The following is a 19915-nucleotide window of genomic DNA, read 5'->3' on the forward strand; positions in this document are numbered from 1 at the left end:
GCTGGGGCGGTCTGGTATGGGCGGGCCTGCAGAATGGTTTATTACATGCCCGGTGCTGGATTGCGAGCTAGGAACTCCTGACCATGTCGTTCGACTAGGCTGAAACGGATATCCGCAGGGGAGCCAGGAGAGCCGCATTGTCGTCTGAGAAGCCGTTTACCGTAGGACGACGCACAGCCCTGGGCTTCGTTGCCGGCGTAGCTCTGCCGCGGGTGGTCACCTACACACCTGAGCAGCCCGCGGCGCCGAGCCTGGAAGCCGGCAAGCCGGTCGACGCGAGCATAGAGCAGGCCGCTGCCACCAGCGTCAGGCGCCCGTGGATTGGCGTTCGCGTACGCGGCGAATCCGAACAGGACTACACCGGCGCCAACTACTTCAAGCCGACGCAGGAGCTTGAGTCCGAGCTCAACGCAAGCTTCGACGTCGTGTCCTATTACCGGGCCGTCGGGGCTGACACTGCAGAGACTTACACCGCAGAGGTAGTGCCGGAACTGGCGCGCGACAGGACGCGGAAGCTCATGTACGCGCTCGAAATCTGGAAGGAGAACGACGCCTTCAGCAAGGAATTCGACGCGAAGAGCGGGATCTATCGCGATCTGGTCAGGCTGTTCCAGGCCATCATCGACGGCGGAAACATGGAGCGCGTCTACCTGGCACCCTTCCACGAGGGCAACGGAGCGGACAGCTACCCGTGGCAGATGTACCGGGACACCGACGCCAACAGTCCTGAGAAGTTCAAGCAGGCGTTCCAGCGGGTCGTGAAGTTGGCCCGCTCCATGGGCGTGGAGTGCAAATTCATCCAGTGGTATCTGACCAGCAACGGCGGTGACGGCGATTCGCAGAATCTAGCGGAAGGGTATGCCGGGGACGAATGGGTGGACCTGGTCGGGGTTTCCTATTACAACCGCTCCAACGCGAAGGGCTACAGCGAGACCTGGCTGCCCGCCGGAGCAGAGCTGCGCCGGTTCGTCGGCCGGGTCGAGGCAATGTCCGCCCGCAAGGTCTGGATCTGCGAGTCCGGCTGTGCGGCCAGCAACCAAGGAGAGGACAAGGGTCAGTGGTATGCGGATCTGATCCGTTTGGTGGCCTCCCCGGAGCTGCCGCGGATCGAGGCGGCGATCCTGTTCCTCATCGACGCGGACTCGACGGACATGCGGTTGGAAAATGCGGAGCAGAGGCGGTTGGTGGGTCAGGCAATTAACGACGCCGGCCGGGTGACCCGCTTCGGAGAGCCCTCGGATTTCAACCGTAACCTGTTGCCGCCGTCCGTTTCGGTACCCGAGTCCACAGCCACCTGGTCCCTCGCCGGGGACGGTTCCACATTCGAGATCACAACCAACGCTCCGTCCGTCATGGACCGTGGAACCACCAGCCTGCGGGTGACGAAGCCGAAGTCCAACGGTTCATCCGAGAATGACTATGCGGTCTATCGCGACGCCCGGTCCGGCGAACTTGATTTCGAGCTCGGCAAGCCGCACGTGTTCACCTTCAAGGCCCGCGCCTCCTTCGACGGCTTCCGCCTCAGCGCAGGCATGCGCCAGCCCGACGGCGATGCCCTCTTCTCCGGCGACCGTTCGCTGCTGCTCGGCACGGTTTGGCAGACTCACATCGTCCAGTTCGCCAATACTTCCGACGACCAGGGGGCGTGGCGTTTCCCCTTCTTCCGGTACGGCACCAACTCCCAAGCCGGCTGGTTCGAGATCACGGACCTGAAGATTGCCCGCGGCACCTATCCCAGCCCGAACGTCGACAAGGTGCTCCGGAAACGTGTGCGGAGTACGCCTGACGCGGGCACCATCCGATGGTCCTGTGAGCACGGGGATCTCTACCGGGTGACCCTGTCCGGTAACCGGTCACTCGCGCTGCCCTCCGGCCTGCCTTATGACGGGCAGGATCTGACGCTGCGGGTGAAGCAGGACGGTGCAGGGAAACGCCGCCTGGCGCTGGCCCCTGGATTCCGAAAGTCCTCAGTCGCTCTGACACTGGCCGAGGCACCGAACGCCACGAGCCTGCTGACCTTCCAGTACGACGCCGATGCCGGCAAATGGGGCCTGGTCAACCTCGTCCGGTGGGACTAGCCAAGCCCGCGCAACACGCCGCTGGTAACCGGGATCTACCGCCGCAGTTCCGCCAGCACCGCGTCCGTGTAGGCGGGCCACGCGTCGGCTGACCAGGACCCGAAGTCGCGGTCGGTGAGCGCGATGCAGGCGGCGCCGGCATCGGGGTCCACCCAGAGGAAGGTGCCGGACTGGCCAAAGTGGCCGAACGTCTTCGGTGAGCTCGTGCTGCCGGTCCAGTGCGGCTCCTTGTGGCCGCGGATTTCGAAGCCCAGGCCCCAGTCGTTGTTCTGCTGGCGGCCGAACCCCGGCAGCACCCCCGCCAGCCCCGGGTAGGTGACCTGCGTTGCTTCCTCCACCGTGGCGGGGGCCAGCAGCGACGGCCGCTGGAGTTCGGCGGCGAAGCGGGACAGGTCAGCGGACGTGGAGGTTGCCCCGGCTGCGGGGGAGCCGTCCAGGCTGGTGTCCTTCATGCCGAGGGGAACCAGCACGCCTTCGCGCAGGTAGTCCGCGAAGGCGATGCCCGTGGCGGCCTCGAGCGTCTCCCCGAGCACCTCGAAACCGGCGTTGGAGTAGAGCCGCCTGTCGCCGGGGGAGAACCTGACGGTGCGGTCGCCGAAGTCGTAGCCGGCGCTGTGGGCCAGCAGGTGGCGGACGGTGGCACCCTCGGGGCCCGCCGCCTGGTCCAGTTCCAGCGCGCCTTCTTCGACGGCCAGCAGCACCGCGTAGGCGCTGAGCAGCTTGGTCACCGAGGCGAGCGGGAAGCTGCGCTGCTGGTCGCCATGGGCGGCCACAACGGCGCCGTCGGCGGCAACGACGGCGGTGGCCGCGTTGTCCACCGGCCAGGATTCGATCAGCTTCACGCTTTCCATGCTTGCTCCTACCTCGTCGTTCCGCCGTAGTGGGCAGCCAACCGCCGCAGCCCTTCTTCGATGCTGACCTCGGGCACCCAGTCCAGCACCTCGTGGGTGCGGCGCTGGTCGAACCAGTGAGCCGTGGACAGCTGCTCGGCGAGGAAGCGCGTCATGGGCGGTTCGTCGTGGACCAGCCCGCGGGCTCCGGCAGCCGTCCAGGCCCGTTCGATGACCGCGCCGGCGCCGCGGGCCAGCCAGCCGGGGACCGACCATCCGGGCGCCGCCACGCCGGCGGCCGCGCAGATGCCGGCGATCAGTTCGCCGACCGGCCGGGGCTGTCCGTTGGTGACCACCAGGGCCTGCCCGTGTGCCTGGTCCATCCGTTCGAGCGCACGGACAATCGCCGCCGCGGCGTTGTCGATGTAGGTGGTGTCGATCAGGGCGGCGCCGTTGTCCAGCAGCGGCAGCCGGCCGGCCCTGGCCCGCGCAACCACACGTTCCACCAACTGGGTGTCGCCGGGCCCCCAGACAATGTGCGGGCGGACGGCGGCAACCCGGAATCCGGGGGAGTCCTGGGCCAAAGCGAGCAGTTCGGCGGCGGCCTTGGACCGGGCGTAGTTGCCGCGGGCCCGGTCCGGGTCGGCCGTCCCCGCGCCGGCGCCGGCAATCGCCTCGCCGAAATGCGCGACCGAGGGGGAGGACACAAACACCACATCGCGCACGCCGGCAGACTTCGCCGCGTCCAGCAGCGTCCGCGTGCCGTCGATGTTGGTGGCGACGAACTCGCTCCACTCGCCGGTGAAGGAAACTTTCGCCGCCAGGTGGATGACGGCGTCGGCTCCTTCGACCGCCCGGGCGACGGCGGCGGCGTCTGTCAGCGAGCCGAGGACGGTCCCGACACCGGATCCGACGCCGGCCGCGGGGCGGCGCTGGAACGTGCGGACGCCGTGGCCCTCCACCAGCAGCAGCCCGGCCACGGCTGCGCCCAGCATCCCGCTGGCGCCCGTGACGAGGACGGTCCGGGTTTCCGCGGCGCTCACGGTTTGGTGATCCGTCCGCCGGCCAGCGCCTTGCCGGCCCACGCCGCCAGCTTGGCGCGGTCGATCTTGGAGTTATGCCGGATGTCGGTGGGCAGCTCGGGCAGCATCAGGACGGCGGCCAGGTCCAAGCCCGTGGCGCGGGCGACGGCGGTGCGCACCTCTTCGGCGAGGGCGTAGGGCGCGGTGCCCGGCTTGGACGAGGGCGGCACGGTCTCCAGCACCGCGACCGGCACCTGCGCCCCCGCGGGACCGACGCCGACGACGGCGGCCAGCCGGACGCCGTCGTGCGTTTCCGCCGCCTGCTCGGCGGCCACCGGGGTGGCGACCCCGTTCGCCGTGGTCATGATGTGCGCCAGCCGGCCTTCGACCCACAGGTGGCCGTGGGCGTCGAGATGGCCCACATCGCCGGTGCGGTGCCAGCCGGGCACGGACGCGCTGTGCCGCTGCGTGATCCAGAGCCGGTCGTACCGGTCCTTGACGTGCGGGGCGCTGACGAGGATCTCCCCGGTGACGCCGGGGTCGGAAGTGGGCAGGTCCGCCACGCTGCCGTCCTGGGCCACCGCCGCGATGGCCACCGTGGCCCCCGCCACCGGGGTGCCGACGCAGACGCCGTTCCCAAAACCGGCCGCGCGGATCTCCGCCAGGCTGATGTCCGTAACCGGCAGCGCCTCGGTCATGCCGTAGGGGGTGTGCAGCCCCGCGGACGGCATCAACGACTGCACCCTTGCCAGCAAAGGTTCGGGGATCGGGGCGCCCGCCGAAAGCAGCAGCTTCACGTCGGCCAGTGCCACCCGGTGTTCGTCCGTGAGTCCGTCGGCGGTGGCGAGCACGTTGGCGAGGGCGGCCGGCGAAGCGAACACGGCGGTGGCGCTGACTGCCGCGGCAGCATCGGCCAAGGCCGCTGCGGTGAGCGTCTTGGGCGCGGTGACGTCCATGTCCGGGGTCACCGACGTGGCCCCCAGCGCCGGGCCCAGCAGGGCGAACGGCGCGAAGCCGGCCACCAGCGAGGTGCCGGCTTCCAGCCCGTAGGTGTCCTTGAGGGTGTCCCGCATGGCGGCCAGCCGGCGGTGCGTATAGACAACGCCCTTGGCCGGGCCGGTGGAGCCGGAGGTGAAGAGGATGGCGGCGTCGTCGTCGGGATCGGGGCCTGCATGCTCGGCACGGCTGCCCGCCGGGGCAGCCGCAGAGGCGGCGGATTCGAGCAGTTCGGGCACGGAGTGGGCGACCCCGTAGAGCGTGCGCTTGGCCCCGCCCATCCCGGTCACGCTGATCCGCTGTCCCGGCCAGCTGAACAGCCGGGCGGCGGCGAAGGCACGTTCGACGCCGATGATGAACCGGGGGCCGGCGCCCTTGATCGCGCGGCTCAGGCCGGCGGGCCCCAAGCCGGCGTCGGCCACCACGATGACGGCGCCGAGCTTCAGGCAGGCGTAAATCAGGCTGGTCAGTTCAATGCCGGGCGGAACCAGCAGGTTGACGCGGTCGCCTGCGCTCACGCCGATCCGGGCGAGGCCGTCGGCGAGCAGGTCCACCCGGCCGGCAAGCTCGGCCCAGGACAGCGTCCGCTTTCCTCCCGCCGCGGCGCCCAGCGGGGCCATGTCGACGACGGCGGGGGAGTTGTCGTTCTGGCGTTCGTCCAGTTCGGCGAGCATGGAGCGGAAGGGAGCCGCAGCCCGGGGCTCTTCTGCGGCCGCCGCGCGCCCGCCGCCGGCCACGGCGGCGTCGAGCCAGGTGAACACGGGGGCGGCGATGTCGCGGTCCTCGGGGAGGAGATGTCCGGCGCCCTCGAAGCGGTGCACGTCCGCCTGCGGCAGCCGGTCCATCAGGTCGCGCAGGTAGCGGTCGGAGAACACCGGGTCCTTTGGGCCCCACAGGATCAGCGCCGGAACGTCCAGGGTGCGGATGCCCTCGGCCACCCCGTTCAGCGCGTCCCAGCTGGGCGTGCCCTCGTCGGCGGGGATGTCGGCCACGAAGTTGCCCACTCCGGTGCGGCGGGCCGCGTGCCGGTACGGGGCCATGAACGCGTCCCTGACGTCCTTCGCCAACGGAGGACGCGCCAAAGCGTGCGTGACGCGCAGGAACGCGGCCGACGTCGTCGTGCCCCACTGGTGCACGGCGGGGTGCAGCGCCAGTTTCAGCGGGGCGGGCAGCCCGAAGCCGGCGGGGTGCACGGCGGTGTTGGTCAGGACGACGCCGGCGAGCTGGTCGGGGTGCCGGGTGGCCCAGCCCAGCGAGATCACGCCGCCCCAGTCGTGTCCGACGGTGACGACGGGTCCGGTGATGCCCAGTTCGGCGGTCAGGTCGCCCAGATCGGTGATCCGGTCTTCGAGCCGGCGGAAGCTGCCGGTGCGTTCGGAGAAACCCATGTCCAGTTGGTCGACGGCGACCACGCGCCACGGCGCCGCGGCGTCACCGGCGGCGGCCAGCAGGCTGCGCCACAGGTAGGACCAGGTGGGGTTGCCGTGCACGCACAGCAGGGTGCCGGCCGGCTCGATGCCGCGTTCGGCCAGTTGCGGCCCGTTGTCCAGAAGGTGCCAGGTGTGCGCGCTGCCGGCCGGGTCCACGGCGGCGGTGGAGCGGACGCGGACGCGGCGGGACCAGGCCGGGTCGACTCCGGGCCAGAGGGGGGCGTCTACCACGCAATCTCCATCATGGTGGTGTTCAGGCCGGAGCCCACGCCCATGCAGAGCACCCGGTCGCCGCTGCCCAGGGTCTGGGATTCCTGGGCCAGGGTCATCGGCAGCGAGGCCGGCCCCACGTTGCCCCACTTCGGGAAGGTGATCGGCACGCGTTCGCGGACCAGATTGACGGCCTTGATGATCGCGTTGGTATACGAGGTGGAGACCTGATGCGTGACGTACCGGTCCATGGCGGTCCAGTTCCACCCGTCGCGGTGGGCCTCGTGCCAGGCATTGACCACCAGTTCCAGCCCGTTCTCCAACAGGCCCTTGGTGTCCGTAAACATGCCCGCGGGCCCGCCGACGCACAACTTGTGGTGCTCGGTGCCGGCGCGGGAGACGCCGCCGAGGATCCGGTGCGAGCCGGGGTGGGCGTCGGCGGGGCCGATCACGGCCGCGGCGGCCCCCGACCCCAACGTCAGCGTGGCGAATTCGCGCAGGTAGTCGGCGCGGGTGGAATCCGGGTGGTTCAGCCGCTCGAAGGTGGTTTCCTGGGTCGGCTGCGCGTCCTCGCCGGCGACGATCAGCGCGTACTTGATCTGCCCGGAATCAATCATGTTGGCGGCCAGCGTGATTCCGTTGACGAAGCCCAGGCAGGCGTTCGTCAGGTCAAAGTTCATGGCCGACGACGGCAGGCCCAGCCCGTGGTGGATCTTCACCGCGACGGACGGCTCCAGGTTCTTGCGCGTGACGGAGGTGTTGATCAGCAGGCCGATCTGGCCCGGCTCCACGCCGGCTTCGGCAAGGGCCTTGGCCCCGGCTTCGATGGCGGCGTCGTCGAATGATGATCCGGGCGACCACCAGCGGCGTTCGGTCACGCCGGCAACACGTTCCAGCAGCTTCCGGGAGAGCTTCAGGCGCTTGAGGCTGGGTGCCAGCCGGTCGTCGAAGTCGGCGGAACTGACGGCTACCGGGGCCTCCACGCTCGAGACGGCCAGCAGTGCCGTGTTGTCATGTCGAAACGTCGCGTTACCGATCAATATCCAGCCTTTATTCGTCTTCCGGGACGGTCACCTGTATGCGGAGAATCCCGCATGGGTACCCGAACTCTTAACTATGCACCTCGAAGCAGCGTTCCGCACGTGCCGAGAATGGGATGGGACTGTGGTCATTGTCTCGCCCGCTGCTCCTCCGTGTGCGGCGGATAGCCCTATTGACGTTATCCGGGGACCACAAAGTGTCATCCCAGGGGCGGTCCGGATTCGGCTGGTGCGGCGGAAGCTTTGCGGAATCTGTTGTTCAAACGGCGGTCCGCCAGAAAGAGCAATCCGGCAAGTGAGCAGGCGACAGCGGGCCAATAGCTATACCGGAAATCAGAAGCCGGGACGATCGGAATGTAACCGGCAAGGTAAAGAAAAGACGACCAGCTGAGCGCCGCGATGTAGGGCCGCATATATCTTGCCTTCGGGAGTAACAAGATGATGGTCACCGCGCCAGCAAGCCAGAACCAGGCCCTGAAGAACCAAGGGAACGTTTTCGCACCCAGTTCCACTACATAATCGAACAGGATGTTGTCGGCCTTGGTGGGCTCAACGTGGTACTCGGCGGGGACTGCATAGCGGCCCGCCGTGATTCCCACGTACTCGCTCTTGCCAACAAACAGGAAGCGCGCGTAGGTCTGCGCCCGGTAGTAGGCATACCGGACAGGGTGGGTGACGACTTCGCTCAGCCAGAGGTCCCGGACCTCCGACTGATAAGCGATCGGTTCGAAGGATTTGCCGGTTGCCCCGCGGCCATAGCACTTCCAATAAGCATCCCAAATCGCGTCTTCAGCCTGACATTCTTCGCGGGCTTGCAGCAGCTTGTCTTCCAACTCCGGGGGGATATCCGCATCCCTTATCTCATCGGCAGGCACGGTGAAGATGATGTCGTCCAGGAAGACCTGGGACAGCTGGCCGGTGGCCTTGGGCTGGAATGCGGCGTTGAACGCTGCACCCGCGCCCAGCAACAACACCAGGAACGTCACGGCGGCTATCGCATATCCGCCCACAAAGTGTTTCCGGTCGGCCGTCAGCCGTCTGCGCCGCTGCGGTGACGCGTTGCGCCACGCCCGGTAGAGGAGGAAGACAAGGGGGAGGATCGCAAAGAACGCATTTTTTCGGACCATCGCTCCGTACAGCAGGAATACCAGCGACAGGGCGAGCAGCGGATATCGGAATCTTGGGAAGCGCTCGGCCAGCAGTATGAGGACGGTGCCGCTAAAGAACGCGATCATCATGAGCACGTCCTTCCACATCACACCCAGGAACGTGATGGTGAACGGCAGCAGCGGAATCGCGAGGGCGAGCGAGGACATGAGCCGGCTGCGGGTGAGGTCGTGAATGTAGATCGCCAGCAGCAGCGCGGCAACGAACGTCAAGCAGATCTGCACCAGCACCATTGAGCTGACTTCGCCGGTCAGCCTGTACAAACCTGTCCAGCTGGCCGTCATGATGGCAGGGTGCCAGTCGTCCAGCGGAATCAGGCCGAGGACCTGCTTGAGCTGATGGGCAGAATCATTCGTCATGCGTCCCGGCCGGTTCGCCACCCACAGAAAAACGGTGGCCAGAAAAGCGGCGACGCCCAAGACTGAAAGCCACCAGTAGTCAGACGCAGTCCATGCCGGCCGTACGTCGGTCGGGCCGCCGGTCTGGCTGCGGGCCGTGCGGGCGGATGAACCGCTCACGTGTTCGCCCACTCGGGACGCACCTGTGCCGCGTCCGCCGAAACCGCATGTCCATCCTGCTGCTGCTGCGGCGGCTCCAGCCGCAGGTAGGCCAAGCGGGCTGCTTCACGCCGTCCTCGCTTCAAGCCGTCGAGGATGATGCCGATGCAACCCACCAGAACCGCCAGCCCCATCAAGGCAGCAGCCAGAATCGCCGTCGGGAACCGGGGAACCAGGCCGGTTTCGAAGAACTCGATGACCACGGGCACCCCCAACCCAAGGGAAGCCAGCGCCAGCGCTGCGGCGATGGTGCCGTGGAAGAGCGTCGGCCGTTCCTGGCGGACGAGCTGAAAGATGAGGGACAGGATTTTGAAGCCATCCGTGTAGGTTTTGAGCTTGCTTTCGCTTCCCTCGGGCCGTTCGCGGAATCCGACCTCGACCTCGGTCTGCGGCAGGCGCAGGGACGTCAGGTGCACCGTGAATTCGGTCTCGATTTCGAATTCCTTGGACACGGCGGGGAATGACTTGGCGAAGCGGCGGGAAAACACGCGATACCCCGACAACATGTCCGAAACCTGGGATCGGAAGAGAAGGCTGACAACCCGGTTAAACATCCGGTTGCCCATCTCATGCCCCGGGCGGTACGATCCGGTTTCTGCCGTATCGGCACGAACACCGAGCACCTGATCGTACGGGCCGTCCAACAGGGCTTCGATCATGCGGGGCAAGTCCGCCGCCTCGTACGTGTCGTCGCCGTCGATCGTGACATAGATATCGGCGTCGATATCGGCAAACGCCCGCCGGATAACGTTGCCCTTGCCCTTGCGCGTCTCGTACCGGACGACGGCGCCGGCTGCGCGCGCCAGCTCGGCGGTGCGGTCGGAACTGCTGTTGTCATAGACGTAGACCGTTATCCCCGGGACTGCGAGTCTCAGGTCCCGGACCACGGTGGCAACTGTCTGTTCTTCGTTGTGACACGGGACAATGGCGGCAATACGCTGTCCCGGAAAACCAGCTGGATCTGACACGGGCAAAAGTACTCCTAACCGGAGGTGGACTGGCCTTCAGGGTAGTTCGCCGTGGCCAATACACAAGGTTGCCACCCCCACCGTCCGGGGTCATTGATTTCGAGGTTGGGTAGCAAAACATCGCGAACGCCTCGTCCGCGCGTCGGCAATGTACGTCCTGGACAGGATGACCGGGCCTCCACAGGCTGGCCTCTACACGGGCTTGCCCACCAAGACAAGCCCGTCCTGCCCGGGAATTCGCGGAGGGCACGGTAGATTGATGCAAGGAAAACGTCCGCCGCGGGAGACACAACGTGCATCTTAAATCTCTGACTGTGCGGGGCTTTAAGTCTTTTGCGTCGGCGACGACCTTCGACTTCGAGCCCGGCGTCACCGCCGTGGTCGGTCCCAACGGGTCGGGCAAGTCCAACGTGGTGGACGCCCTCGCCTGGGTGATGGGGGAGCAGGGCGCCAAAACGCTGCGCGGCGGCAAGATGGAGGACGTCATCTTTGCCGGGACGGCGGGCCGCCCGCCGCTGGGCCGCGCGCACGTGTCGCTGACCATCGACAATTCCGACGGCGCCCTGCCGATCGAATACTCCGAGGTCACCATTTCCCGCACCCTGTTCCGCACGGGCGGGTCCGAATACGCCATCAACGGCAGCAGCTGCCGGCTGCTGGACATCCAGGAACTGCTCTCCGACTCCGGGCTGGGCCGGGAGATGCACGTGATCGTCGGCCAGGGCCAGCTGGACAAGGTCCTGCACGCGACGCCTGAGGACCGCCGGGGGTTCGTGGAGGAAGCAGCCGGCATCCTCAAGCACCGCCGCCGCAAGGAAAAAACGGTGCGGAAGCTGGAGTCCATGCAGGCCAACCTGCAGCGGCTGACCGACCTCACCGGCGAGATCCGCCGCCAGTTGACGCCGCTGGGAAAGCAGGCAGAGGTGGCCCGCCGGGCCCAGCAGGTCCAGTTCGAGGTCCGCGATGCCCGTGCCCGGCTGCTCGCCGACGAGCTGGTGGAGCTGAGCACCTCCCTGGCGCAGGAAGTGGCGGACGAGGCGGCGCTGAAGACCCGGCAGGCCGAGGTGGAGAAGACCCTGGAATCCGGGCGCCGGCGCCTGGCCGAGCTGGAGCGGCTGGCGGCCGAAGCCACGCCGAAGCTGAACGCGGCGCGCGACAGTTGGTACCGGCTCTCGTCCACCCGCGAACGTTTCCGTGCCCTCGCCAGCGTGGCCAATGAACGACGCCGGCTGCTCGGCTCGGCGGAGCATGAACCGGAGGGCGGGCGGGACCCGGAGATTCTGGAACAGCAGGCAGCCGAGGTCCGCGAGGAGCAGGCCGAGCTGGAGTTCGAGCTGGAGGACCGCCGGGCCGCACTTGACGACGCGATCGAAGAGCGTGCCGCCGCCGAGCGGGCTGCCGAGGACGAAGAGAAGCGGCTGACCGGGATCCTGCGTGCCGCCGCCGACCGGCGCGAAGGACTGGCCAGGCTGGCCGGCCAGGTGGGCGCAGCCAGGTCCCGGGTGGAGTCCGCCGAGGCCGAGCTGGGCCGGCTCCGGGCGTCGATCGGCGAGGGAGAAGAACGCCGACGCCAGGCGCAGGCCGAATTCACCGCGCTGGAGTCCCAGGTGGCCGGGGTGGAACAGGGCGAAGAGGGTCTGGACGCCGCGTACGAGGACGCCAGCGACGAACTCGCCGCCATTGAGGCGGAGCTGGAGCAGTTGCGGGCCGACGAACGCGAGGCCGAACGCGAACGCGACGCCCTCGCCGCGCGCAAGGAGGCACTGGAAGTCGGGCTGAACCGGCGGGACGGCAGCGAGACGCTGCTGGCCTCGGGCACCGAGGGCGTGCTGGCCCCGCTGGCGGACCTGATCACCGTGGAACCCGGTTACGAAGCGGCGATTGCGGCAGCCTTGGGGCCGCTGGCCGAGGCCGTCGCCGTCGCCGACCGCGACGCCGCCGTCCGGGCGCTGGAACTGATGAAGGCCGACGACGCCGGCCAGGTGGACCTCCTCATCGCCGGCGCGCCGGGGGCGGAGGGCGGAAGCGCCGGCGATCACACGGGGCTCCCGGAAGGGGCCGTCCCCGCGGCCGGCCTGGTCCAGGCCAAGCGGGGCGTCGAAGGAACGGTACGCACACTGCTGGGCTCCGTCGTCGTCGTGGCAGACCTCCGGATGGCTGCAGGGGTTATCGCGATCGACGCGGCGCTGTCCGCCGTCACCCGGGAGGGGGACATTTTCACCGCTTGCGCGGCGCGCGGCGGATCCGCCGGCGGTCCCAGCCTGTTGGAGGTCCAGGCGGCCGTGGACGAAACCATGCACCGGCTCGAAGCCGCCACGGCCCGGGCCGAACGGGCCAAGTTCGCGATCGCCGGCGCAACCTCGCGCCGCGACGAGGCCAAGCTGCGGGCGGACGCCGCCCTCGAGCAGCTGCACGAATCCGACGCCCGGCTGGCCGCCGTCGCCGAACGCCTGGGGCAGCTGGGCTCGGCGCTGCGCTCGGCCACGGGGGAGAGCGAACGGCTGGCCAAGCTGGTGGAGGCCGCCGAGGCGAACATCGTCACCGAACAGCAGAAGCTGGCCGACATCACCGGGCGGCTGGCCGCGGCACAGGCCGCCGAGGATGCTCCGGCCGACGCCGAACCGTCCACCGAACAGCGGGACGCGCTCGCCGCGGCGGCCGCCCGGGCACGCCAGGTGGAAATGGAGGCCCGGCTGGCGCTGCGATCGGGCGAGGAACAGCTGACGGCCATCGGCAACCGGGCGGCCTCGCTGGAACGGGCCGCCGCCACGGAACGGCACGCCCGGGCGCAGGCCGCCGAGCGGGCCCGCAAGCGGCGGCTCCAGGCCGCCAAGGCCGCAGCCGTCGCGCAGGGTGCCCAGCAGGCGTTGGCCTGGCTGGACGTCTCGGTGGACCTCGCCGAACGGGAACGGGACGAGGCCGAAGAGGTGCGTGCGGCGTGGGAGGCGGAGCTGTCCACGGTGCGCTCGTCGACCGACGCGCTCGCCGCCGAACTGCGCGAGCTGACGGATACGGTCCACCGCGACGAGCTGGCACGGGCCCAGCAGCAGTTGAAGATCGAGGCCCTGCAGACCCGCTCCATCGAAGAGCTGGGCCTGACCCCCGACCATCTGATTGCCGGGTACGGGCCGGACCAGCCGGTGCCGGTGGCCACCGCGGCGTCGAACGACAAGTGGGCCGCACTGCGGGCCCCGGTGGACGAGGAAGGCAACGCCGTCGTCGAGGGTGTTCCGTTCGTGCGGGAGGAGCAGCAGAAGCGGCTCAAAAAGGCCGAACGCGACCTGGCCGCGCTGGGCAAGGTCAACCCGCTGGCGCTGGAGGAGTTCGCCGCGCTGGAGGAACGCCACCAGTTCCTGAGCACCCAGCTGGAAGACCTCAAGGCCACCCGCAAGGACTTGCTGGAGATCATCAAGGAAGTCGACGAGCGGGTGGAACAGGTCTTCACGGAGGCCTACCGGGACACGGCCGTGCAGTTCGAGCGGGTGTTCGGCCGGCTCTTCCCGGGCGGCGAGGGCCGGCTGGTGCTCACCGACCCGGAGGACATGCTCACCACGGGCATCGACGTGGAAGCCAGGCCGGCCGGCAAGAAGATCAAGCGCCTGTCCCTGCTCTCCGGCGGCGAGCGCTCGCTGACCGCGGTGGCCCTGCTGGTGGCGATCTTCAAGGCCCGGCCGTCCCCGTTCTACGTGATGGACGAGGTGGAAGCTGCGCTGGACGACACCAACCTGGGCCGGCTGATCACCATTTTCGAGGAGCTGCGCGAATCCAGCCAGCTGATCGTCATCACCCACCAGAAGCGCACCATGGAAGTGGCCGACGCGCTGTACGGTGTAACGATGCGCGGCGACGGCGTAACCACCGTCATCTCGCAGCGGCTGGAACATGCAAAGGCACTGGTCGACTGAGGCAGGAAGGCAGGCGAATTGGCGGGAATACCGGGCGAGACAGCCCAGATGCTGACCATCGACGGATGCGAGGTCCGCATCCGGACCGTCGGCTCGGGGCCCACGGACTTCGTGCTGGTACACGGCATCGGCGTCTCCGGACGCTACTTTGAACCGCTCGCGGCCGAACTGGCCCGGCACGGCACGGTACACCTGGTCGATCTGCCGGGCCACGGCGGAACCGCCAAACCGGAACGCGCACTCGGGCTGGTGGACTTCGCCGGGCTGGTCGACGGGGCCATGGGCCGGCTGGGCATCGGCCCCGCGGTGCTGGTGGGCCACTCCATGGGCTGCCAGGTCGTCGTGGAAATGGCGCTGCATCACCCGGATACCGCCACCGCACTGGTGCTGCTGGCGCCCACGGCGAACCGCCGCGAGCGCACGGCCTGGCAACACGGCCTCCGGCTGTTCCAGGACGGGTTCCGGGAACCGCTGACCGTGGACATGATCGAGGTCACCGACTATGTGCGCTGTGGGCTGCGCTGGTACCTGAAGACACTGCCGGCCATGCTCGACCAAAAGCTGGAGCACCGGATCGCCGGCGTGCAGGTGCCGGTGCGCATCGTCCGCGGCGACCGGGACCCGATCGTGCCGCTGTACTGGTGCCGCGAACTGGCCGATGCCTGCCCGGACGCGACGGTGGACAGCATCCCGGGCGAGGCACACGTGATGATGTTCCGTTCACCCGGCCCGGTGGCCCGGCTGTGCCTGGCCACGGCCGGATTCGACGATGCTGCCCTCGTAGACCGGTCGTGAACCACCTGCCCCCGGGACTGCGGCTGGGCCGGGCCTGGCTGCTGGACTACGCCTACATCGGCTACCAGCAGGTCCGCGGTCTCTTCGACCGGACCGGCCCGGCCCGGTATCGGGAGGCCGGAACCCGCCGGGCGGACCCCGTCGTCGTGCTTCCGGGTATCTACGAGTCCTGGAAGTTCATGCGCCCGCTGATCGAGCACGTCCACGGCCGCGGGCATCCGGTGCACGTGATCGAACCGCTGGGCTACAACGTGGGCAGCGTCGAGCGGATGGCCGGGCTTGTGGCCGACTACCTGCGCGGGCAGGACCTGGACAACGTGACCATCATCGCGCACAGCAAGGGCGGGCTGATCGGCAAATACGTGATGACGGGTGCGGAGTCCGGGGCGCGGGTGAAGCGCATGGTGGCGATCGGAACGCCTTTTTCCGGTTCCCGCTACGCGTCCTTCGCGGTGACGCCGATGGTCCGGGCGTTTGCGCCGAACAACCGCGTCCTGCGCCGGCTGCTGGCCAACCTGGAGGTCAACCACCGGATCGTGTCCGTCTACAGCGCGTTCGACCCGCACATTCCCGGCGGCTGCCGGCTCGACGGCGCCATCAACATCCGGCTCGAGACCAGCGGGCACTTCAAGATCATCGCCGAGGACCGCGTCCGGGAAATCATCGACCGGGTGCTGGACGGCGCGACGCCGGAATGACCGGCCCGGTCCCCGTTTCCCACCGGGCGGTGAGCACTTGCGCGCCGGAGGGGGCCATTGTCCGGCCAGCAACGGGGCGTTAGTGTCGAAACCGAGGACCACTTCAGAGGAAACCGGGCAGCCGCGCAGCCGTGACGGCGGCCCGGGGCAACACAAGGAGGCAGGCATGGCCGGACACCGGTCCGATGGAGGTTCGCGATGGGCTCCGTAGTAATTTTTGCTCCCTCGCCCGTTCTCACGGTGACCGTGGAGGACGTCGAGGGCACCGCCGATATCCACCTGCACGCCGGCGGCCAAGGCGTCTGGCAGGCGCGGATGCTGACCGCCCTCGGCGCATCCGTCACGATGTGCGCCGCGTTCTCGGGCGAAGCCGGCGGCGTGATCCGGCATCTGATCGCCGACGAGGGCGTCAAGGTCCTCCCGGTAAAGGGCGAGGGCAGCAGCGCGGCGTACGTCCATGACCGGCGGGGCGGCGACCGGGAGGTCATCGCCGAGAGCCCCGGGGAAAAACTGACCCGCCATGAGCTCGACGAACTCTACGGCCTGACCCTGCAGGCCGGGATCGAGGCGGGCACGGCGATCCTCAGCGGCGCGGTCCGCGAAGACGCCGTGCCGCACGACGTCTACCGCCGGCTTGCCGCCGACCTGCGCACCGCCGGCTGCCGGGTGATCACCGACCTCACCGGCGACCGGCTCACCGCCGCGCTCGCCGGCGGCGTAACCGTGGCCAAGATCGCCGACGACGAACTGACCGAGAGCGGGCGGGCCGCCTCGGACGAACCCGAGGCGATCATCGAGGCAATGCGCGGCCTGCACGCTGAAGGGGCCGGCACGGTGATTGTCACCCGCGCGCACCTGCCGTCCCTGATGCTGCATGAAGGCGCCCTCAGCGAGATCCGGGTCCCCGAGATGCAGAGCGTGGACACCCACGGGGCGGGGGATTCGCTGACCGCCGGGGTGGCGGCGACCCTGGCCGACGGCGGCACCATCCACGAGGCGGTGGTGCTGGGCACGGCTGCCGGCGCGCTGAACGTGACCCGCCACGGCCTGGGCACCGGGGAAGCGGGCGCCATCCGGAACCTGACCAAGCTGGTGACGGTCTCGCCCTACGACGGCGGCGGGAAGGCAACAGGCCGGAAAATCAGCCCGGACGAGCTGGCGCGGAAGGTTCAAGAACAATGAGCAAGCCGAAGATGGTCCTGATCACCAACGACGACGGCATCGACTCCCCGGGCCTGCACGCCCTGGCTGCGGGGGTCCTGGAGGCCGGGCTGAACGTGACGATCGCGGCCCCGGTTGCCGAGGCAAGCGGCAGCAGCGCGTCCATCACGGCCCGGGAGGACGATGGCCGCATCCGGATCGAGCGGCGCACGCTGGCGGGCCTCGAGTCCGTGCCGGCGTTTGCCGTGCACGGCACCCCGGGTTTCATTGCCATGATTGCGCCGCACGGTGCCTTCGGGGATGCCCCGGACCTGGTGCTCTCCGGCGTGAACCGCGGCGCGAATGTGGGCCGGGTGATCCTGCACTCCGGCACGGTCGGCGCGGCGCTGACCGCCGGCGTGAACGGCGGACGCGGGATGGCGGTGTCCCTGGACACCGGGCTGGAGCCGGCGCAGCTGAACTGGGACACCGCGGCCCGGCTGGCCACCGGGCTGTTGCCGTACCTGATGGACCAGCAGGCCGGCACCGTGCTGAACCTCAATGTGCCCAATGTGGACGGCGCCCGGCTGCCCGAATACCGGTCCGCGACACTGGCGGAATTCGGCATCGTGCAGACCACGTTGGCCGAGCGCGGAGACGAGGACCTGCGGCTGGCGATCGCGGACAGCCAGGAGGAAGCCCCGCCGGAGAGCGACTTCGCGCTGCTGGCCGCCGGTTTCGCCACGGTCACCGGAATCCAGCCGGTCACCGAGAGCGAGCTGCCGGAGCTTTCGGCCACCATGGCCAGGTTGCAGTGGTAATCGGGAAAGCCCCTTGAAGGGAGGCCAGGGTCCCGCGGACCCTGGCCTCCCCTTTTGATGCGGCGCCGGCCCTCCGAGCGCCGACCGCGGCCTAAGGGGTTCCCGGGACCTTCGCCGTCGCCGGGGCGGCCGGCGCAGCATCGGCGTGAAGTACGGCATGATGTGGGAATGGCGCAGAAACAGGCAACGTCCGAGGAGCTCATGAGCGGCTTCGTGCATGGCTTCGACTATCCGATGTACATCGTCACGGCCGCCGGGGCCGGGGGCGAGCGGTCCGGCTGCCTGATCGGCTTCGCCACGCAATGCAGCCTGAAGCCCGCCCTGTTCCTGGTGTGCATCTCGCAGCAGAACCGCACCCATCCCGTGGCGTTGGGGGCCGGCGTCCTGGCGGTCCACGTGCTGGAGCGCGGCCAGCGGGCGCTCGCGGAACTGTTCGGCAGCACGACCGGCGACGACGTGGACAAGTTCTCGCACTGCGACTGGGTGCCCGGGCCGGGGGATGTTCCGCTGCTGGCGGACGCCGCGCGCGTGCTGGTCGGACGCGTCGTGAAAAAGGTCGATCTCGGCGATCACACCGGGTTCCTGCTGTCCCCGCTCGAGACCTACGGGGAGGATGCCGCCGAACTCCTGGCCTTCAGCGACGTCCAGGACCTCGACGCCGGCCATCCGGCCTAGATTCCGTCGGTGACCTCCTCGGTTACTGCCGGGCCAGGCGCCCGCGGACCATCTCGCTGACGGCCTTGCCGTCGAAGCGGCCGGCGACCTTCTCGGTGACCGGCTTCATCACCGCTCCCATCTGCCGCATGGACAGCTCCACGCCTTCGGCTTTGAGCCCGGCGATGGTTTCATCGACGATCTCCGCCACCTCGGCCTCGGTGAGCGGTTTGGGCAGGTACGCCTCGATGACCTCGGCTTCCGCGGTTTCCGCGGCGGCCCGCTCCGGCTCCCCGGCTTCCGTGTAGATGCGCGCAGTGTCGCGGCGCTTGGCCGCTTCCTTCTGCAGCAGCGCGGTGGTCTGGGCGTCGTCCAGCTCCACCGGCGTCTTGCCGGACTTTTCCTTGGTCGCGATTTCGCCCAGTACGTTGCGGACGGTGGTCAGGGCCGTCTTGTTGCCCGCCTTCATGTGGGCGACGACGTCGGCCTGCAGCTGCTCTTTCAAACTCATGCGGGTTCCTCGTTTCGGTGGTGTGCTGTGTCAGTCGGTGGCGTAGCGGGTGACGAAGTTGCGGAGTATCCGCTGCGGGATCGTCACCGTGCGCCCGCGCACCCGTTCCATGACGGCATCGGCCTGGTCCGGCGGGAAATAGCCGGCATCGCGGTAGATCCAGATCCGGGTCAGCAGGCCGTCAACATCCAGTTCGGCATGGAACTGCGTGGCGTAGAGGTTCTCCCGCAGCCGGAACATCTGGTTGGGGCAGTGCGCGGACCCGGCCAGGCGGACCGCGCCCGCGGGCAGCACCGAGCAGGCCTCCTTGTGCCCGACGAAGGCACCGAACTCCCGGGGCAGGCCGGCGAGCAGGGGATCGGCGCCGCCGGCGTCGGTCAGCACGATCTGCGCTTCACCGATCGGCTCGCCGTATTGCCGGTCCACCACGCCGCCGCCGTACCGGCCCAGCGTGCCGACGCCGTAGCAGGCGCCCAGGAACGGGAAATCGTGTGCGATGACGGTGTCCAGCAGCTGCTCCAACTCGGCTTCGACGCGCAGCTGGGCGGCGGACTTGAACGCGTCGTCGTCGCTGGAGGTGTACGGGCTGCCGCCGAGGATGATCCCGCTGTAATCGTCCAGATCGATGGCCGGCATCGGGCCGGCCTCCAGCCGCACGCGCTGCAACTGGCCCGGTTCCAGGCCGCCGAAACGGGCGAAGGCCGCATACTCTTCATCGGCTGCGGTGTCTTCGGCGCGTGTGGCCAGCAGCAGGAACGGCTTCATGCGTCGATCGTACAGTCGCTGCGGCAGGCCGTGGAACGTGCGCTGGCCGCCGTCGCCCGGCTCGGCCGCCGCTGTTGCCGTTGCTGCGCCCGCAGTCGCCGTTCCCGTCCGCCTCGGCCACCGCGTTCCAGCTAACGTCGCCGCCGTCGCCGTCCGACCCGTGACGCGGGACGCCCAGCAGCTAGGCTAGGAACCGTGGACGCAACCATGATCATCATTTACGTAGTCATCGCCATTGCCGTCATCGGATTGGTGGCAACGCTGCTGCTGCGGGGACGCAGGACCCCGCCCGGCACGTACACCACCACCCGGGACGCCAATGACCCGG

General features: G+C 68.7%; 15 protein-coding genes. 7 read left to right on the plus strand and 8 right to left on the minus strand.

The features are described 5' to 3' along the window. Positions 1-137: 137 nt before the first annotated feature. Positions 138-2078, plus strand: a complete 1941-nt coding sequence (locus tag AC5RUK_RS01465) for a glycosyl hydrolase (RefSeq protein WP_494151190.1) — start codon at positions 138-140, stop codon at positions 2076-2078. A gap of 35 nt (positions 2079-2113) precedes the next feature. On the opposite strand, the gene AC5RUK_RS01470 is transcribed toward AC5RUK_RS01465, so the two are convergent. The 6 genes from AC5RUK_RS01470 to AC5RUK_RS01495 form a co-directional block, all read right to left on the minus strand. Beyond that, positions 2114-2929 carry a serine hydrolase domain-containing protein gene (locus tag AC5RUK_RS01470; protein WP_494151191.1) on the minus strand — a complete coding sequence of 272 codons (816 nt, stop codon included), beginning with the start codon at positions 2927-2929 and terminating at the stop codon, positions 2114-2116. An 8-nt stretch (positions 2930-2937) separates the two neighbouring features. Then, positions 2938-3951, minus strand: coding sequence for an NAD-dependent epimerase/dehydratase family protein (locus AC5RUK_RS01475; protein WP_494151192.1), 1014 nt, complete (start codon positions 3949-3951; stop codon positions 2938-2940). Beyond that, positions 3948-6587 (minus strand): alpha/beta fold hydrolase, encoded by a 2640-nt coding sequence (locus AC5RUK_RS01480; protein ID WP_494151193.1) that lies wholly within the window; start codon positions 6585-6587, stop codon positions 3948-3950. The genes AC5RUK_RS01475 and AC5RUK_RS01480 overlap by 4 nt, the downstream gene beginning before the upstream one ends. Then, positions 6581-7606 (minus strand): 3-oxoacyl-ACP synthase III, encoded by a 1026-nt coding sequence (locus tag AC5RUK_RS01485; protein ID WP_493986929.1) that lies wholly within the window; start codon positions 7604-7606, stop codon positions 6581-6583. The genes AC5RUK_RS01480 and AC5RUK_RS01485 overlap by 7 nt, the downstream gene beginning before the upstream one ends. Positions 7607-7806: 200 nt before the next feature. Continuing rightward, positions 7807-9303 (minus strand): hypothetical protein, encoded by a 1497-nt coding sequence (locus AC5RUK_RS01490; protein ID WP_494151194.1) that lies wholly within the window; start codon positions 9301-9303, stop codon positions 7807-7809. After that, positions 9288-10298: a glycosyltransferase family 2 protein gene (locus AC5RUK_RS01495; RefSeq protein WP_494151195.1), complete on the minus strand. Its 1011-nt coding sequence runs from the start codon at positions 10296-10298 to the stop codon at positions 9288-9290. The genes AC5RUK_RS01490 and AC5RUK_RS01495 overlap by 16 nt, the downstream gene beginning before the upstream one ends. Before the next feature lie 293 nt (positions 10299-10591). On the opposite strand from AC5RUK_RS01495, the gene smc reads away from it, so the two are divergent. The 6 genes from smc to AC5RUK_RS01525 all read left to right on the plus strand — a co-directional run bounded on the left by smc (position 10592) and on the right by AC5RUK_RS01525 (position 18332). After that, the gene (gene smc / locus AC5RUK_RS01500; protein ID WP_494151196.1) at positions 10592-14203 is read left to right on the plus strand and encodes a chromosome segregation protein SMC; all 3612 of its coding nucleotides are present in this window, start codon (positions 10592-10594) and stop codon (positions 14201-14203) included. Between the two features lie 18 nt (positions 14204-14221). Continuing rightward, positions 14222-14998: an alpha/beta fold hydrolase gene (locus AC5RUK_RS01505; RefSeq protein WP_494108497.1), complete on the plus strand. Its 777-nt coding sequence runs from the start codon at positions 14222-14224 to the stop codon at positions 14996-14998. Next, positions 14995-15696 (plus strand): esterase/lipase family protein, encoded by a 702-nt coding sequence (locus AC5RUK_RS01510; protein WP_494108496.1) that lies wholly within the window; start codon positions 14995-14997, stop codon positions 15694-15696. The genes AC5RUK_RS01505 and AC5RUK_RS01510 overlap by 4 nt, the downstream gene beginning before the upstream one ends. Before the next feature lie 198 nt (positions 15697-15894). Continuing rightward, positions 15895-16878: a 1-phosphofructokinase family hexose kinase gene (locus AC5RUK_RS01515; protein WP_494151197.1), complete on the plus strand. Its 984-nt coding sequence runs from the start codon at positions 15895-15897 to the stop codon at positions 16876-16878. After that, complete coding sequence (gene surE, locus AC5RUK_RS01520) at positions 16875-17657, plus strand: 5'/3'-nucleotidase SurE (RefSeq protein ID WP_494151198.1); 783 nt, start codon at positions 16875-16877, stop codon at positions 17655-17657. Before AC5RUK_RS01515 ends, surE begins: the two co-directional genes overlap by 4 nt. 168 nt (positions 17658-17825) lie before the next feature. Further along, entirely contained in the window at positions 17826-18332 is a 507-nt protein-coding gene (locus AC5RUK_RS01525) for a flavin reductase family protein (protein ID WP_494151199.1), read from the plus strand. Between the two features lie 22 nt (positions 18333-18354). Here AC5RUK_RS01525 and AC5RUK_RS01530 read toward each other — a convergent pair whose 3' ends face one another. Both AC5RUK_RS01530 and AC5RUK_RS01535 read right to left on the minus strand, forming a co-directional pair. Further along, a complete protein-coding gene (locus AC5RUK_RS01530) occupies positions 18355-18822 on the minus strand; it encodes a GatB/YqeY domain-containing protein (protein ID WP_493986939.1) in 468 nt (155 codons plus the stop codon). A gap of 30 nt (positions 18823-18852) precedes the next feature. Further along, positions 18853-19587, minus strand: a complete 735-nt coding sequence (locus AC5RUK_RS01535) for a glutamine amidotransferase (protein ID WP_494108491.1) — start codon at positions 19585-19587, stop codon at positions 18853-18855. Between the last annotated feature and the right edge of the window lie 328 nt (positions 19588-19915).

The organism is Arthrobacter sp. Y3223065 (assembly GCF_059090885.1).

What these genes read in the sequence shown, in the direction of transcription:
- AC5RUK_RS01470 (WP_494151191.1), bottom strand. Translation starts at nt 2,929, where the DNA reads ATGGAAAGCGTGAAGCTGATCGAATCCTGGCCGGTGGACAACGCGGCC.
- AC5RUK_RS01515 (WP_494151197.1), top strand. Translation starts at nt 15,895, where the DNA reads ATGGGCTCCGTAGTAATTTTTGCTCCCTCGCCCGTTCTCACGGTGACC.
- surE (WP_494151198.1), top strand. Translation starts at nt 16,875, where the DNA reads ATGAGCAAGCCGAAGATGGTCCTGATCACCAACGACGACGGCATCGAC.
- AC5RUK_RS01525 (WP_494151199.1), top strand. Translation starts at nt 17,826, where the DNA reads ATGGCGCAGAAACAGGCAACGTCCGAGGAGCTCATGAGCGGCTTCGTG.
- AC5RUK_RS01530 (WP_493986939.1), bottom strand. Translation starts at nt 18,822, where the DNA reads ATGAGTTTGAAAGAGCAGCTGCAGGCCGACGTCGTCGCCCACATGAAG.
- AC5RUK_RS01535 (WP_494108491.1), bottom strand. Translation starts at nt 19,587, where the DNA reads ATGAAGCCGTTCCTGCTGCTGGCCACACGCGCCGAAGACACCGCAGCC.